General features: G+C 36.5%; 18 protein-coding genes and 2 pseudogenes. 7 read left to right on the forward strand and 13 right to left on the reverse strand.

All coding sequences use genetic code 11. The annotated features are described in order from the left end of the window. Positions 1–113: 113 nt before the first annotated feature. Both NKR21_RS09980 and NKR21_RS09985 read right to left on the reverse strand, forming a co-directional pair. Positions 114–545, reverse strand: coding sequence for a MarR family winged helix-turn-helix transcriptional regulator (locus NKR21_RS09980; protein WP_144456554.1), 432 nt, complete (start codon positions 543–545; stop codon positions 114–116). 326 nt (positions 546–871) lie between these two features. Further along, positions 872–1171 (reverse strand): zinc-binding dehydrogenase, encoded by a 300-nt coding sequence (locus tag NKR21_RS09985; protein ID WP_049754905.1) that lies wholly within the window; start codon positions 1169–1171, stop codon positions 872–874. Between the two features lie 606 nt (positions 1172–1777). Here NKR21_RS09985 and NKR21_RS09990 point away from each other — a divergent pair. Then, positions 1778–2383, forward strand: a pseudogene (locus tag NKR21_RS09990) (AzlC family ABC transporter permease). 31 nt (positions 2384–2414) lie between these two features. After that, positions 2415–2732, forward strand: a pseudogene (locus NKR21_RS09995) (branched-chain amino acid transporter permease). Between the two features lie 127 nt (positions 2733–2859). On the opposite strand, the gene NKR21_RS10000 reads toward NKR21_RS09995, so the two are convergent. Continuing rightward, entirely contained in the window at positions 2860–3441 is a 582-nt protein-coding gene (locus NKR21_RS10000) for an NAD(P)H-dependent oxidoreductase (RefSeq protein WP_144456552.1), read from the reverse strand. 123 nt (positions 3442–3564) lie between these two features. On the opposite strand from NKR21_RS10000, the gene NKR21_RS10005 reads away from it, so the two are divergent. Beyond that, the gene (locus NKR21_RS10005; protein ID WP_012010123.1) at positions 3565–3909 is read left to right on the forward strand and encodes a winged helix-turn-helix transcriptional regulator; all 345 of its coding nucleotides are present in this window, start codon (positions 3565–3567) and stop codon (positions 3907–3909) included. A gap of 152 nt (positions 3910–4061) precedes the next feature. On the opposite strand, the gene NKR21_RS10010 is transcribed toward NKR21_RS10005, so the two are convergent. The 4 genes from NKR21_RS10010 to NKR21_RS10025 form a co-directional block, all read right to left on the reverse strand. Then, positions 4062–5165, reverse strand: a complete 1104-nt coding sequence (locus NKR21_RS10010; RefSeq protein ID WP_144456550.1) for a threonine synthase — start codon at positions 5163–5165, stop codon at positions 4062–4064. Between the two features lie 72 nt (positions 5166–5237). Beyond that, a complete protein-coding gene (locus NKR21_RS10015) occupies positions 5238–5612 on the reverse strand; it encodes a RidA family protein (RefSeq protein ID WP_144456548.1) in 375 nt (124 codons plus the stop codon). 11 nt (positions 5613–5623) lie between these two features. Further along, positions 5624–6274, reverse strand: a complete 651-nt coding sequence (locus tag NKR21_RS10020) for a helix-turn-helix transcriptional regulator (RefSeq protein ID WP_144456546.1) — start codon at positions 6272–6274, stop codon at positions 5624–5626. Between the two features lie 139 nt (positions 6275–6413). Beyond that, positions 6414–6818, reverse strand: a complete 405-nt coding sequence (locus tag NKR21_RS10025) for a TetR/AcrR family transcriptional regulator C-terminal domain-containing protein (protein WP_367399322.1) — start codon at positions 6816–6818, stop codon at positions 6414–6416. A 99-nt stretch (positions 6819–6917) separates the two neighbouring features. Here NKR21_RS10025 and NKR21_RS10030 point away from each other — a divergent pair, with 99 nt between their 5' ends. After that, positions 6918–7106 (forward strand): hypothetical protein, encoded by a 189-nt coding sequence (locus NKR21_RS10030; RefSeq protein WP_012010127.1) that lies wholly within the window; start codon positions 6918–6920, stop codon positions 7104–7106. Positions 7107–7177: 71 nt separating this feature from the next. On the opposite strand, the gene NKR21_RS10035 is transcribed toward NKR21_RS10030, so the two are convergent. The 3 genes from NKR21_RS10035 to NKR21_RS10045 all read right to left on the reverse strand — a co-directional run bounded on the left by NKR21_RS10035 (position 7178) and on the right by NKR21_RS10045 (position 8671). Further along, positions 7178–7525 (reverse strand): DoxX family protein, encoded by a 348-nt coding sequence (locus NKR21_RS10035; protein WP_088002775.1) that lies wholly within the window; start codon positions 7523–7525, stop codon positions 7178–7180. Positions 7526–7603: 78 nt separating this feature from the next. Further along, positions 7604–8029: a MarR family winged helix-turn-helix transcriptional regulator gene (locus tag NKR21_RS10040; protein ID WP_012010129.1), complete on the reverse strand. Its 426-nt coding sequence runs from the start codon at positions 8027–8029 to the stop codon at positions 7604–7606. A 72-nt stretch (positions 8030–8101) separates the two neighbouring features. Then, positions 8102–8671, reverse strand: coding sequence for a TetR/AcrR family transcriptional regulator (locus tag NKR21_RS10045; protein WP_144456544.1), 570 nt, complete (start codon positions 8669–8671; stop codon positions 8102–8104). Positions 8672–8851: 180 nt separating this feature from the next. On the opposite strand from NKR21_RS10045, the gene NKR21_RS10050 reads away from it, so the two are divergent. The 3 genes from NKR21_RS10050 to NKR21_RS10060 are packed head-to-tail and all read left to right on the forward strand — an operon-like array spanning position 8852 to position 10694. Further along, positions 8852–9412: an NADPH-dependent FMN reductase gene (locus tag NKR21_RS10050; RefSeq protein ID WP_012010131.1), complete on the forward strand. Its 561-nt coding sequence runs from the start codon at positions 8852–8854 to the stop codon at positions 9410–9412. Between the two features lie 26 nt (positions 9413–9438). Then, positions 9439–10365 (forward strand): DsbA family protein, encoded by a 927-nt coding sequence (locus NKR21_RS10055; RefSeq protein WP_144456542.1) that lies wholly within the window; start codon positions 9439–9441, stop codon positions 10363–10365. A gap of 11 nt (positions 10366–10376) precedes the next feature. After that, positions 10377–10694 carry a monooxygenase gene (locus tag NKR21_RS10060; protein WP_144456540.1) on the forward strand — a complete coding sequence of 106 codons (318 nt, stop codon included), beginning with the start codon at positions 10377–10379 and terminating at the stop codon, positions 10692–10694. Between the two features lie 199 nt (positions 10695–10893). On the opposite strand, the gene NKR21_RS10065 is transcribed toward NKR21_RS10060, so the two are convergent. The 3 genes from NKR21_RS10065 to NKR21_RS10075 all read right to left on the reverse strand — a co-directional run bounded on the left by NKR21_RS10065 (position 10894) and on the right by NKR21_RS10075 (position 13952). Then, positions 10894–11820, reverse strand: a complete 927-nt coding sequence (locus NKR21_RS10065; RefSeq protein WP_144456538.1) for an alpha/beta hydrolase fold domain-containing protein — start codon at positions 11818–11820, stop codon at positions 10894–10896. Between the two features lie 30 nt (positions 11821–11850). Beyond that, positions 11851–12249 carry a MerR family transcriptional regulator gene (locus NKR21_RS10070; protein WP_012010139.1) on the reverse strand — a complete coding sequence of 133 codons (399 nt, stop codon included), beginning with the start codon at positions 12247–12249 and terminating at the stop codon, positions 11851–11853. Positions 12250–12476: 227 nt separating this feature from the next. Continuing rightward, positions 12477–13952, reverse strand: coding sequence for a glycoside hydrolase family 1 protein (locus NKR21_RS10075; protein WP_144456536.1), 1476 nt, complete (start codon positions 13950–13952; stop codon positions 12477–12479). Positions 13953–13954: the final 2 nt, after the last annotated feature.

Here is a 13954-nt window from a genome sequence, read left to right on the forward strand (position 1 = left end):
GTCAACTCCTCATAAAATTTGCATGCATCTGCATTTACTTTCCTAATCTAACATCTCTAGTTGTTCCTGTCAATAGTCATGTTTACATGAGGGATCAAAAGATCTCCCTCTTCTTAGTTGTTCCCTTTTTTCTTTAAAATATCAAAAATGATACTTTTTTGATTCTCTTCGATTTCTTTCATGGCTAAATTAAAGGTTTGTAATGCTCGTCCAAACCTTTCTTCCCCAGATTGTGTTAAAGAAGTATAAATACCACGCTTATCATCCTCGCAAGTGGATCTTTCTAATGAACCACACGTTTTGGCTTCGAGCCTACCTACTAATCGTGACATTGCACTTTGACTTAACCCTATCAACTCTTGGAGTTGTTGTAATCGCAACTTACGATCAGTTTCTTGTGATAAATAATACATCACATAGAATTCTTTCAGGGATATATTATTTTGTTCTTTTAAAGCAGTTTCTAATTCATTTATAATCTTGTCTGTCATCGCGTTAAAATTCACCCAGTTTTTTAAAACTTCCAGCTGCAACTCCTTACTCATAACATCACCCTTTTAACATATAAATAGCTACTACTGTACTATGCGCTTATTTGCTTATCATCTTACAAACACATGTATGATAAAATCATATCACTTAAATACGTAAGAAACACTGATTTTCTTATTTGTTGTCTCAACATCTAAAATAGAGCTTGATACACTATATAGACTTATAGGTAGGGAATAACAATAAAAAAACAGATATAACCATTGTGTGTGATTTTTCATTTGGATTTAATTAAATAAAAAAGCCAATATTGCCCAATTGATTTGAGGATTCAATTCCACTGAAAGCTTTTTTGAATTCATTTAAAGGATAAACTCGATCAATACTTAATTCCATGTTGTTTTATAAATTCAATCATTTCTAGAAACTCTTCATTGCTTCCCATAGTAGAGCCTAAAAGGGTCACCTGTCCATTGAAAAAATCACGCAAATTAATTTGGGCTATATCTCCAGCGGAGGCACCGAAGGTAACGATCGTCCCCACTTGTATTACCTGGTGTAGAGACTTGTAAATCGTAGCAGCACCAACTGAGTCAATTACAAGATCCACTTTTTCTCCATCAAGCAACTGATCCCAAATTTTCATTACTATCAATCGCTTTATCTGCGCCAAACTCAATCGCTTTTGGGCTCTTTTCATCTGATCGTGCAGTCACATAAACGATTGCTACAAAGTGACAATACATCCCAAGATAAGTGTTTAGGCTTAGGTGCTACATTATCAGCAGTAATCGCAATTTTTTCTGCAAAAGTGCCATGATCAGGATGGCCAAGTATTGAAAAACCTTCAGGAGGTCATTTGTGTTATCCTTCCACCCAATTCCTGGATTTATGATGACTTGATTTCCCACTCGAACAAGATGCACCTCAGTACCAACAGCATCGATTACTCCAGTACCATCTAATCAAATGATTACTGGTGGTTCTGTAGATTTGTGTCTATCAAGAATAAATAAATCACAGTGATTCAGTCCCGCGGCTATCAAATTTAATATTACTTCTGTTTCTTTCGGTTTGGGATTGAATTAATCGGCATTTTTAGCGCCTTTTTAAATCCCATACATTTTCATTAATTGTAAGGGGATTTTACATTATTTTAGAATTAGTTGCTCTTCAATGCAATTAATTTCTGAAACTTAATATTGTAGTGGATACAAAGTTGTTATTTCTGTATGTATATAGCGTGTTATAACTGATATTAAATGAATTCAATGGGAGTGAAAACATGAAACAAAGAGAAAAAATTCTTTTAGCGTTTAAAGCTGCTTTTCCAAGTATCCTGCCTTTTCTGACTGGGTTTTTATTTTTAGGTTCAGCTTACGGAATATTTATGAATTCACTTGGATTCCACCCTGTTTATGCTACATTAATGAGTCTCTTAATATTTGCGGTTTCTATGGAATTTGTTGCAGCCATTCTGTTACTGACAGCTTTTAATCCATTAAATGCAGCATTTTAACAATGAGGCTGAATGCCCGCCATTTATTTTATGATTTATCAATGTTGGATAAATATAAAGGGACAGGGAAAAAAGGGCTATTTAATCTTTGGTCTGTGCGTTGAATCTTTTGCGATTAATAGCACAGCTAAAATATCTAAAAATATAGATAAGAGCTAGTTCTTGTTTATCACCTTACTTAATCACTTTTATTGGGTATTTGGAGCAACGATTGGAGGTTTATTTAGATCCTTTATTCACTTTCAAACAAAGGGTTTAGAGTTTGTTATGGCTGCATTGTTTGTGGTTATTTTTCTAGATTAATGGATGAAGGGAAAAAAGCATCACAGTTTACCTGCAATGGCATTAATATTAAGCATTCTTGCATTATGAATACGAGTACAAAAAGACGAGTTATGGAACAATGACATTAGCGCAGAAAATTATCACTTTAGGAGTTGTCGTATTAGTCATCATGCTTCCGTTTATTATATTTTCTGCAAATAAGCCTAATCCTACAATCAAACAATATTTAGGGAAATTCTTACCACCAGCTGTTCTTGGACTATTGGTCATCTATTGCGTAAGAGATGTCAATTTTCATTTAGGAACACATGGTATTCCTGAATGAATCGCTATTTTCTTAATAGTTGCTCTGCATTACTGGAAAAGGAGTATGTTGCTTTCAATAGCTGGTGGCACAATTACTTATATGTTGCTTGTTCAACTAGTTTTTAAATAGATTGTAAAAAAACACTTCTTTCATTTAGATTAAAATCAACTCTCTATAGTTCAGAACCAAAATCTTGAGTGTTGTTTTGCTTGCATACATAATTTGATTTGTTACCGAAAATTGTTGAAACAGTAAATTAAATATTTTGAGCTATTTCTTTTAAAAATATCATTCTCTTTTCATCTGTTGTTAAGTTAACTCTCGAAAAATGAATCCATTTGGTGTCTTCATTTTTAATTCCCAAGTCAGCTAGCGTTCTGTTAATAAAAACGCTTTGAATCGCATTTCCAGCTTCAGACTCTATATAATCCTTATCTGTTGTAGATGTTGAGATCACGGTTGTTTTTTTTATATTTGTCAATAAGCCCTTCAAAGCACCAGTATTTTTATCTTCCAAGAATGCGAAACCTCTTAACATCACTTTATCAATAAATCCTTTTAAAATAGCAGGTAAATCCCACCACCAGACAGGAAATATAAAGATCAATTCAGTTGACTGATTTAATTTCTCTTGATAATCCTTTACTAATTGATAAGGCGTATCTCCTTTATTGAAATATTGCAATTCTTCAGTTGAAAAAACAGGATTAAACCCATCTTTATATAAATCGATCACTTGAAATGGTTTTTTCTTTGTTTCTAGATTTTCTGTTATAGAAGTCAAAATGGCATGATTATAGCTTCCATCCCAAGGATGTGCATAGACAATCGTTTTCATTATTCATTCACCCTTTTTCTGAGATTTGCATCATATTTTGATGTACATTCATTTTATTGTATGCTATAACAAGCTACAAGTACGGTAATTAAAGTGCGATACTAACCAAAAGGAGTGTGTAAAATGAATGAGGAGTCCTTTCAGACGAAAGCTGACCTAAAAGATACTGGTTTTGGGTATACTTTGTCACTAATTGGCGGGAAATATAAAATGCCAGTTCTGTATGCTTTATATACAAACGATGGTCCTGTTCGCTATAATCAGCTGAAACGTATGCTAGGAACGATTTCTTTTAAAACATTAACCAACACACTAAAAGAGCTTGAAGCGGATCACTTAATTCATCGTAAAGAATATCCTCAAGTGCCTCCAAAAGTAGAATATCGTTTATCTGAAAAGGGTTTATCACTGATGCCTGTATTAGATGAGATATGTTATTGGGGAGAGGAACAAATGAAAAATAATTAGGTAGACTGGGAAGAAAGCTACTGCGATTTAACCATGCTTTCTAAAGTAGCTTTCTTCTCATCTTATTTCAATCCCATTGGCTCATTTTGTTGATGCGCTAACTCCATTCCTTCTGCCAGATAGAGAGCGTTCTGCGTGATTGTTCTCTCAGGTTATTTTGATTTTATCCCTGCCCCACAAAGAGGTATGACAATGGTTTCTTCTGGTTTCTTTTGATATTTCATGTAGCCAGCAAAATTGACTGCAGATGTTACTTCCACATAAAATCCTTTCTCACTAAGTTTAGAGCGCGCATTCAATATCTCATCTTCTTCAATATCTATAAATGTACCATTGGTATCTTGTACAGCTTCTAAAATTTGTTTAGAGCGCGCCGGGGCAGCAATGGCTATCCCTTCTGCTAAGGTCCCTTTATTTGTGACAGGCGATGCTGATTTCTCTTCATTTTGATAAGCTTTCACAAGAGGTGCACAGTTTTTCGCTTGTATGGCAATGATTTTCGGTATTTTAAGAATCAAACCATTTTCAAATAACTCTTTAAAACCATAATACGCCCCTAGGAGGAGAGTGCCGTTTCCAACCGGAATGATTAAAGCATCAGGTGCTCCATTTAGTTGTTCATAGATTTCATAGGCGTATGTTTTAGTGCCTTCAAAAAAATAAGGGTTATAGACATGACTTGCATAAAAAACTTTTTCATTGTCTACTGCCTTTTGTGCTGCAGCTGCAATGTCCTCTCGCGTCCCGTGAATTTCTTTAATCGTTGCGCCATGGGCTTTGATTTGAGCGACTTTTTTGGGTGAAGTGTCATCGCTTAGATAGATGTCACAGGCGATACCGCAACGTGCTGCATAAGCTGCAATCGCCGTTCCTGCATTCCCACTACTATCAGCAATCACCTTTGAAACCCCTAATTCTTTTGCATGTGTCATTAACACAGCGGCTCCTCGGTCTTTAAAGGATAATGTCGGCATCATAAAATCAACTTTTACATAAGTGTTTGGCTCATGAGGATCTAGTACGATTAAAGGGGATTGACCCTCCCCCATTGTGACCGTTTCCCAAGTGTTGGAACCTTTTGAAAATGGCATGGTTTCAACATAACGCCATAAGGAGTTTGGATAGTGATTCCAAGCTGCTACGTCTATTTTCGGGGTATCTTTCACTAGATTTAATACGCCATCACAATCACATTTCCATAGAGTTGGTGTCATCTCATATTTTTTCCCGCAATGGTGACAAATTAATTGATTCATCAATCATCTACCCCTTTGAATATTTTTTTATATGAAATATAATTTTTTATATAGAGTAGGCAAAAAAATATCTTAAATATATGCAATGGCATCTATTTCAATTTTAAAACCAAAATGTAATTCATCCGTTGGAACAATCGTACGCGCTGGTTTATGTTCACCGAAAAATTCCGTATAAACAGCATCGACTTTGTCCCATAAATGAATATCCGAAATGTATAATGTCATGCGCAAAATCTTCTCTTTTTTACTTCCCGCAGCCTCTACAATCATCTCTACATTCTTAAGCGCTTGTAATGTCTCTTCTTCAATGGGACCGAACTCTTTTTCTGTCGTTTCGGGATTGATGGCAAATTGTCCCGAAACATAGACTGTGTTTTGATGAATGGTTGCGAATGCATAGTGCCCGTTTGATTTTAGATTTCCTACCTCGAGTATGCTTTCCATGTTGACACTCCTTACCTCGATTTATTTTTAATTTCATCCAAATAGCTATAGACGGTTACTTTGGAAATGCCTAGCATAGATGCGACCTTTTCAACAGATCCTTTCATTAAAAAAATGCCCTTTTCATCCATGAATTTAATTAGTTCAATTTTTTCATGACGTTTCATGACTGGGTGAACACTATTTTGAATGATTTGTTGAATCAATTGATCCACTATTTCTTCCACATTTTCAAGATCATCATTTGATGTTATTTCTGCACCTTGAGCTTCCACTTGTGTAGTAAGAAAAGTATCTATAAATTGCTGCATTTGATTTAGGGCTTCAATATCAAAATTAATACAGAAAGCGCCAATCACTTTTTGCTTTGAATCACGTATTAATGAAGTCGAAGAACGAATTTTACGCTTATCTTCTGTTACAAATGTATAACCAGCCAGATAATCTTCTTTAAAATCTTCTGATTGTAATACAGTCTTGACTAGATGATCAAATGATTGGCCGATTTCTCTTCCTGTCACATGGTTATTTACAGTAAACATGACAGATGCTTGAGGGATCGTTAAATCATGAATCACCACTTCACAATTTGGTCCAAACATTTTTGCAGTAGATTTTGCTAAAGGAATATAACTCTCTAATAACTTTTTAATATGTTCCATGCCTAAGCACCTCATTTTTTTATTCCACTAGATTATATAATTTTTTATATATAAAAACAATATATAGATTTATTTATATGTTTTGAAAAATACCATATAAAAAAAGCAGCCATTGACTGCCTTTTACTTGTGCTCCTTTCTAATTGTCTTTTTGCTGGATTCCATACAAAATGACGTCAATTCCCCATCGGAATCGTTCCATTGAAACGGGATCACCTGCAAACAATTCTTCTTTTACACGATGAATGAAAGGAAAACGCGTCTTGTCTGCATCATGAAATGCTTTTTTTGTGTCTGAAACCTGCGAAGATTCATGTTTTTTCCAAGAGACCTTTTCGTATGCTACCGAAGATACGTATAACAGCAATAGGTCTACTCCCCATGCAGCGGATGTAGATTTGATCCCGCCTTCATGCAATGCAGCGAGAAGATGTTCGGTCAACTGAAGAAAGTTCGTTCCTTGTGGAATGGTGGAAAGAGAAATTTCAGCGAGACCAGGTTTCTCGAATAGCAGAGTGTTCGTTATAATTATTTGTTTTATGATTGTGTTTTAATGAAAAGAAACCAATCCCCCACCATCATATGATACACTTTGGATCAATTGGTCTCCATGGTTCTAAATCTAAGTGTAAGAGGTGTTTCTATGAATAAATTATTGGCCATGTTGATATTAGGATTAGGCTTTAGTGGTGCCGCGCTTATTCTTTCTATCCCTTTGTTATTCAAAGCCAAACCAGAACAAACTGAGCTGATGTTTGCTGCTGGATCAGCGGGCGCTTTCGTAGTATTTGCTGTCTCATGCTTAGTTCTTCGAAGACGATTCAATCGCTAAAAAACCTAAACAACATCCAACAATGGAACAATGGAGATTTGTTTAGGTTTGTGACTTACCTTGATATGAATTTAAAGAAAGTGGTATAGACTGACCCCAATACTAAGAGCGAATAAAACAAGTGCAGGAATTGCTTTTTTAATGGGATCTCTGGCCAATACGATCAGAGTAAATGCAGCTGCCAGCATCGTGCCTCCTAACAATAAGCCTGATAATAATGCTAATGTTGGCATCCATATGCCGGCGAGCATTCCAGCGGCGCCTATTAGCTCAAGAGCCCCCGTTAAAACATTGAAAAATGCAGGTAAACCAAATCGTTTGAACTCTTCTGCCATTTTCCCTGATATGATTTTCGTTCCTGTGAGGAAAAAGAAAACGGCCAATACAATTTGTAAAATAAGAATGAAAATAGTGATCACATCTTTCTAAAAAGTGAAATTTATATGTCGTAGCATATATCGTGCGAAAATAGAGGTTGTTCCTGCTTTACAGAATTATCAAGACGGATAGTCTGAATGAAATAATTTGTTTAAAAGTAATTTTAATTGTTGAATCTCTTCATCGCTTAATTGATTTGTCACAGTTCGATGTGCATCTATGACGACAGGAAGAATCGCCTTTTTAATCTCGTCTCCTTTTTCTGTTAAAAACAAATGATGCGAGCGCCGGTCTTGTTCATTAAAGATTTTTTTGACAAGCCCTTTTCGTTCCATTGACTGGATCATTCTGACGACAGTGGTTTGATTTTTATCAATGCCTTCTGCCAATTCTTTTTGAGTCGTCCCTTTTTCATGGTTAAGAATACTAATAATACCCCACTGTTCTGGTGTAACTCCGTACGGCTTTAACCTATTCGTAAAATAATTCGTCATTTTCACATCAGTGCGATGAACGAGATAACCTATTAAATCGTGTAACTTCATGTAAACACCCTATCATCATTTTATATGCTATAGCATTTATATTAGTGGAGCGGTGACGCATTGTCAAATTGTCTACCGGTTATGCTTAAAATCAATACCTGACATGATATACGGCAATGCTGATTTGATAAATTTTTCTGAAGAAATGTGCGAACTATTCTTTCTCCATTCAACAGAAGCTCCGTGAATCCCCCAGCTTAAAAAAACAGCCGTGACCTTCAACACTTGTTTTTCGACATTAGTATATTGATTCACTAACAATTGATAAAAAATAATTTCAAGCTGTTCTCGAACAATTGGAGCAAGTTCAGTTTCATATTCTACTTGGCACCGGTTATGCAGAGATTGTTGAAAACTGGCTAGCGCTTTAAAGATATTCATCATTGTATCTTCATCTAGTTTACTATTATTAAAATTGATACTTTCTAAATTAATCGACAATACTTCTGAGAGTGTTTTATCTAATAAATCGTATTTATCCTCAAAATGATAATAAAACGTCGCTCGGTTAATCATGGCTTCTGCTGTCACATCTTTCACCGTAATATCGTTAAATTCCTTTTTTGATGAAAGCTTGATAAATGACTCCATTATTAATTTGCGTGTTCTTAATACGCGTGGATCTGTCTTTGGCTGCGTCATCTTCTTCCCCCTTCTTTTTAAACACATGCTTCAATCTGTTGGATAAACAACAAATTGAAGAAATTATTGGTGTTGATCTCACTCATTCTGTCTTAAGATTCAATTGTAAAGCAAATGATGGCTTGATTCAAACAACGGATCAGGAAACGAGTATTCCTGAACAATTGAGGAGGAAATATCATGATTAAAATAGGGATTATCACTGGTAGTACAAGAGATTCAAGAGTTAATATTCAAGTAGCGGAATGGGTAAAATCCATCGCAGATAAACGAACGGATGCTACTTTTGAGATCGTTGATATTAAGGATTATGAGCTGCCTCGCTACAACGAACCAGCACCTGCCCTCATGTCAAAGGATTATCAAACACCAGAAGCGCATGCATGGTCAAAAAAAGTGAGTGAGCTTGATGGGTTTATTTTTGTCACGCCTGAATACAACAAAGCGGTCACAGCTGGACTGAAAGATGCGATTGATTACTTATATACTGAATGGAACAACAAGGCAGCTGGAATTGTCAGCTATGGTTCTTCTCTAGGTGTGACAGCAGCAAATAACTTACGGTTAATTTTATCTGTTCCGGCTGTTGCAACAGTTCGTACTCAACCTGGGCTAAGTCTTTTTACTGACTTTGAACATATGACAACCTTTAAGCCAGCAGCGTTTCATGAAGAAACGGTTGATACGATGCTGGTTGAAGTCGTATCTTGGTCTACAGCTTTAAAAACCATCAGACATTAATACTTAAACAGAAAAGAGGAAATAACTTGAAAAACAATGACATGTTTTGTGATTTAGAAACTGGTGTATGTGGTGTAGGTGAAGAGGAAGATATCCAAGTCATTGACTTTCACCAACCTAAAAAAACCATTACACTCTACTATGTAACAGATCCAATTTGTTCTCATTGCTGGGCAATTGAACCTGTCCTACGTCGTTTGAAAGAGGAATATGGACATTATTTTCATTTCCAGACTGTGTTAGGTGGACTGCTAGAGAAATGGCATGACGGTCCAATTGATCCTGCAAACGGAATTTATAAGCCTGCTGATGTTGCGGGTCACTGGAGAAAAGTCGGAGAACATTCTCGCATGCCAATAGATGGGTCCTTAATGATTGACAATCCTGTTCAATCCTCATACCCATCCTCTCGTGTGTTCAAAGTGATTCAAAAACATCACGGTGATGAACAAGCCTATACGTTTTTACGCCGTGCAAGAGAAGCGCTATTTGCATTCAATCAAAATATATCGGATATCGCGGTTTTGATTGATATCGTTAATAACCTTGGACTGAATGGAGATGTGATTTTACATGAAGCGGAGCTCCCAAGCGGACAAGACTTATTAAATCAAGATTTTGCTCTTGTTCGAGACCTCGGTGCAAGAGGTTTTCCGACCATCATCTTCGTCAACGAAGAAAATAAAGGAGTTAAAATCACGGGTGGTCGACCATTAGACGTCTATATTGATGGATTAAAGCAAGCTTTAAACACAGAAGAGCTTCAACCGAAGAAGCTCCCCGTGGTTTCTGCCTTACTCGAAAAAGAAAAATGTCTCTTCTCTAAAGAGATTGAAGTGATGTACGATGTTGAACAATCGGATGTGCGTTCTTTTATGGAGAAAGAACTTTCACAAGAATCGTTCCAAATGAAAGAAGTTCTAGGAGAACAGTATTTCACAACTTCAACATAAGGAGAATGATGATGGCTTACGTATTACAAGTGGATTTTAAGATGAATGGTCCTTTCGGAGATGAATTGGCAAAAGAGTTTTCTGATTTAGCGAGAAGTATTAATGAAGAGGACGGGTTCATATGGAAGATATGGACGGAGAATCCTGAGAAAAATGAGGCTGGCGGGATTTATTTATTTGAAACAAAAGAAGCAGCCGAAACATATCTCGATATGCATTCTAAAAGAATCACGAGCTTTGGCATAACAGACATCAATGCGAAAATCTTTGATATAAACTGTGAGCTGACTCATATTACAAAAGGTCCATTCAAAACGCATAAAGATTGAGATATGAATTATATCAAACATGAGGTGATGAACTGAACTTCACTCTCCTTTACTAACCAGCCAAAAGACCGTTTAAACTGTAGTGAATTGACATTCAGAATGTATTTCATATTCAATTGAAAAAGGCTGCTTTCAAGTAAGCAGCTTTTTCGCCTATTTACATCAGAACATGTACCCTTTCTAGGTGTGAACCGAATCCCTAACGATTGATCACTTGAATGATTTTCTCCGCGGCATCTTGTGCCTCAGGAATTGGCATGACAACAAACAAATGCAGCATTTCAGGATAAACAAAGGTTTTGATGTCTATTCCTTGTTCTGTTAGTTTTTCATCGAGCTTTAGGGCATCTGGATATAACATATCATGTGTTCCAATAAAATGAGTAATCTTCGCAAGTCCTTTGAAGTCACCGTATATGGGACTGATCAATGGATCAGTGACATGTTGATCAGCTGTCCAAATCTTTGCAATGACTTCCATTCCTTCATGACCTAGAATCGGGTCCTTCTTTGCATATTCAAACATGAGAGGATTGCTTAAGCTCATGTCAACACATGCAGATAATAAAATAATATCCTTCGGCTGTGGCAGACCTTCCTTCTTTAAAAGGTGTGCCAGACCAAGTGAGATATTTCCGCCAGCTGAATCTCCCATGATTGTCAATTGATTGGCACTTCCGGCGGTTTTCAGAAGGTCTTTATATAGATTAAGAATTTTCGGATACGTATCCTTGTAGCTATAATGAGGCACTTTTGGGTAGATAGGAGCGACCACTTTCGCATCGAGTGATTGGGCCATTTTATCCATGAACCACCAATGGACATTCAAAGGCTGATTTGTCCACGCACCACCATGAAGATAGAGAATGACTTTTTGATTTTGTGATGCTTGTTCATTCAATGTGAACACTTGCATGCCTTCGAATGTCTCCTCTTGTACCACACTAATTAACTTTACATCATCCCCAATGGTATAAGGCTGGGTATTTTCAATTCCTTTTTGTTCAAGAAATTTTTTTGTATGTTCAATACTAGAAAAACTCTCTTTATTACTTTGCGAAGCGAATAATGTTTCAAATTGAATACTTTCTTTAGAACGCTCACCATGATAAATTTCTACACTCATTTTTTTCTCTCCTAACACTCAATATGATGATTAATCATCCTGATTTGGTACACGAAATGATTCCAGGTAGACGTGTACTTTTGTTTCAGGGGTTTTTAATAAGTTAGATAAAAGGTCTTGAATGAGACGAAGGCTTTTAATTTTCTTTTCAATTTCTTCATGTTTAAGATGGACAATTTCCCTTAGGGTATCAAGGTCTATGTCTTGACTTAGCATGTTCATAATTTCAGCTATTTCCTTTAATGAATAACCCAGCGTTTTTGCATCTTTGATCAATTGAATCTTCACAACATAGTCTTCTGTATAGAATCTGTAACCGTTTGAACGTCGTCTTGGAGCAGGCAATATGTTGTGCTCTTCATAGTAACGAATTGCGGCAGGACTTACTCCTGTTTTTTTGGCAAGTTCTCCTCTAGTCATCAACTCCATCGTTACTCCTTTTTCATTATTTTTCTTACTATATGTACATTATAAAGGTTGAACTATACTTCAAGGTCAAGGTGAAACATTTTTTGACCAGTTTTTGTTTATTGTAGCGAGGAGATATCTAGTGCTTTTATGACATGATTTGGGTTACTTTTCAGTTAACAAATCAAACACCATCGCGCCCGTCAAATAAAGGCGGGCGCGATGGTGTTTTCATCATTCATTCTAGATTATGATAAATCTTCTCCATTTGTTGCAATCACATTTTTGTACCAGTAGAAGGAATCCTTTCTGTAACGATTCAATGTACCATTCCCTCTGTCGTCTTGATCTACATAGATCAAACCATAGCGTTTACTCATTTGAGATGTTCCGCAGCTAATTAAGTCAATGCAACCCCAAGGCGTATACCCCATTAAGTCGACACCTTCTTTGACTGCTTCTTTCATCTGTTCAATATGTTGTTTTAAATAATCAATTCGATAATCGTCGTGTATTTCTCCGTCTGATGTCAGTGTATCTCTTGCACCAAGTCCGTTTTCACAAACAAATAAAGGTTTTTGGTATCTGTCATACAGCTTAATTAATGAAATGCGCAGACCCATCGGATCAATTGGCCAATCCCATTGTGATAACTCCAAATGCTCATTTTTGATTGGGCTATCAAATGTACCCGCTAGCTCGGCTGCATCTTCTCGCGCTTCTGCTACGTGGGACATATAGTAGCTGATCGCCACAAAATCAACGATGCCCTCTTTCAAAATTTGCTCATCTTGCTCTTCGCTATCGAGCTTTATGTCGTTGTCAGCAAAATATTTCACCATGTATGTTGGATATTCACCTCTAGCTTGAACATCCGGATAGAACATATTCAATTGGTTCGATTTTACCGCTTGCAGCTGGTCCTCTGGCTTCGTTGTTTTTGCATAGGCTTCAATTTGGTTAATCATACAGCCAATTTGGACATTTGGAATGATTTCTTTTGCAGCCTTCACTGTGAGAGCACTGGCGATAAATTGGTGATGTGATGCTTGATACGCAGCCTGTAATTTATGGTCTACTAGGTCCTCTAAAATTCCAGCACCGGTGTAAAGGCTGTTGAGGTTCATATTCATTTCATTGAATGTAATCCAATACTTCACTTTATCTTTATATCTTTCTAAAATAGCGCGGGCATATTTTTCAAACAACGGGACAAGCTCTCTACTCATCCAGCCATTATATTTCTCTGTTAAAGTAATCGGCATTTCATAGTGAGACATCGTGACTAACGGTTCAATTCCATATTTCGCACATTCATCAAATACTTGATCGTAAAAAGCCAATCCTTCTTCGTTTGGCTTGTCTTCTAAACCAGTTGGAAAGATTCTTGCCCATGAAATAGACAAGCGAAACACTTTAAAGCCCATCTCTGCAAATAGTGCAATATCCTCTTCATATCGATGGTAAAAATCGATTCCGCGTCTTTTTGGGAAATCAAATTCATCAGGTTGTTCCTTGTATCTTTTTAATTCAGCTGAACTAACATCGAAAGTAAAATTGTTCACTTTTCCTTTTTCATAAGGATCTTTATATGCAGCAAAGTCTGATGTCGACAGGCCCTTGCCACCTTCTAAGTATGCGCCCTCTATTTGATTGGCAGCAGTTGCGCCACCCCATAGGAAATTATCTGAAAATCCTTTTTTTAATTCTTTCATTTCAATCATCC

The sequence above is a fragment of the Bacillus sp. 1735sda2 genome (genome assembly GCF_024159245.1).
GTDB lineage: Bacteria > Bacillota > Bacilli > Bacillales > Bacillaceae > Bacillus > Bacillus pumilus_O.

Excerpts from the sequence above, each read along its gene's own strand:
- NKR21_RS09980 (WP_144456554.1), bottom strand. The coding sequence starts at position 545 with ATGAGTAAGGAGTTGCAGCTGGAAGTTTTAAAAAACTGGGTGAATTTT.
- NKR21_RS10000 (WP_144456552.1), bottom strand. The coding sequence starts at position 3,441 with ATGAAAACGATTGTCTATGCACATCCTTGGGATGGAAGCTATAATCAT.
- NKR21_RS10005 (WP_012010123.1), top strand. The coding sequence starts at position 3,565 with ATGAATGAGGAGTCCTTTCAGACGAAAGCTGACCTAAAAGATACTGGT.
- NKR21_RS10010 (WP_144456550.1), bottom strand. The coding sequence starts at position 5,165 with ATGAATCAATTAATTTGTCACCATTGCGGGAAAAAATATGAGATGACA.
- NKR21_RS10015 (WP_144456548.1), bottom strand. The coding sequence starts at position 5,612 with ATGGAAAGCATACTCGAGGTAGGAAATCTAAAATCAAACGGGCACTAT.
- NKR21_RS10020 (WP_144456546.1), bottom strand. The coding sequence starts at position 6,274 with ATGGAACATATTAAAAAGTTATTAGAGAGTTATATTCCTTTAGCAAAA.
- NKR21_RS10030 (WP_012010127.1), top strand. The coding sequence starts at position 6,918 with ATGAATAAATTATTGGCCATGTTGATATTAGGATTAGGCTTTAGTGGT.
- NKR21_RS10040 (WP_012010129.1), bottom strand. The coding sequence starts at position 8,029 with ATGAAGTTACACGATTTAATAGGTTATCTCGTTCATCGCACTGATGTG.
- NKR21_RS10045 (WP_144456544.1), bottom strand. The coding sequence starts at position 8,671 with ATGACGCAGCCAAAGACAGATCCACGCGTATTAAGAACACGCAAATTA.
- NKR21_RS10050 (WP_012010131.1), top strand. The coding sequence starts at position 8,852 with ATGATTAAAATAGGGATTATCACTGGTAGTACAAGAGATTCAAGAGTT.
- NKR21_RS10060 (WP_144456540.1), top strand. The coding sequence starts at position 10,377 with ATGGCTTACGTATTACAAGTGGATTTTAAGATGAATGGTCCTTTCGGA.
- NKR21_RS10065 (WP_144456538.1), bottom strand. The coding sequence starts at position 11,820 with ATGAGTGTAGAAATTTATCATGGTGAGCGTTCTAAAGAAAGTATTCAA.
- NKR21_RS10070 (WP_012010139.1), bottom strand. The coding sequence starts at position 12,249 with ATGGAGTTGATGACTAGAGGAGAACTTGCCAAAAAAACAGGAGTAAGT.
- NKR21_RS10075 (WP_144456536.1), bottom strand. The coding sequence starts at position 13,952 with ATGATTGAAATGAAAGAATTAAAAAAAGGATTTTCAGATAATTTCCTA.